Genomic DNA, 646 nt, shown 5'->3' on the forward strand with positions numbered 1-646 from the left:
CAACCATATTATTTTGCTTGATAAAATTGGTAAGTTTTTTAGGAGTATGGTGGTTTTCTCCCCCTGAATTGAGAATATCGTCGATATTTTTTTTGATACTGGTGGGGGTGATATGGTGTTTTTCATTATAGGCTATCTGTTTTTCTCGACGTCGTTGTGTTTCTTTTAAGGCTCTCTCGATAGAGCCAGTAATGGTATCAGCATAAAGAATAACGCGTCCGTCTACATTGCGTGCAGCGCGTCCGATTGTTTGAACAAGTGAGGTTTCAGAGCGTAAAAAACCTTCTTTGTCTGCATCTAGAATGGCAACAAAACCGCATTCTGGAATATCCAGACCTTCTCGAAGCAGGTTAATACCGATGAGAACATCAAAGGTACCAAGCCGCAGATCGCGGAGAATTTCAATACGCTCTAATGTATCAATGTCAGAATGCATATAGCGTACCCGAATGCCTTGTTCATGAAGATATTCTGTCAAATCTTCAGCCATACGTTTGGTCAGTACAGTGACTAAGGTACGGTAGCCTTTTTGAATTGTTTTACGAATTTCGTTTACAACATCATCGACTTGGTTAGAGGCGGGGCGTACTTCTGTTGGTGGATCAACAAGCCCTGTTGGGCGAATAATTTGCTCAGCAAAAATGCC

At 41.5% G+C, this 646-nt stretch carries 1 protein-coding gene; it reads right to left on the reverse strand.

What is annotated here, in order from left to right; all coding sequences use genetic code 11:
- On the reverse strand, positions 1 to 646 hold a 646-nt coding region (locus ACFIMQ_RS09660; RefSeq protein ID WP_375703955.1), incomplete at both ends, for a helicase-related protein.

Origin of the sequence: Bartonella sp. AD13SXNS (assembly GCF_042196465.1) — a bacterium.
Taxonomy (GTDB): domain Bacteria; phylum Pseudomonadota; class Alphaproteobacteria; order Rhizobiales; family Rhizobiaceae; genus Bartonella.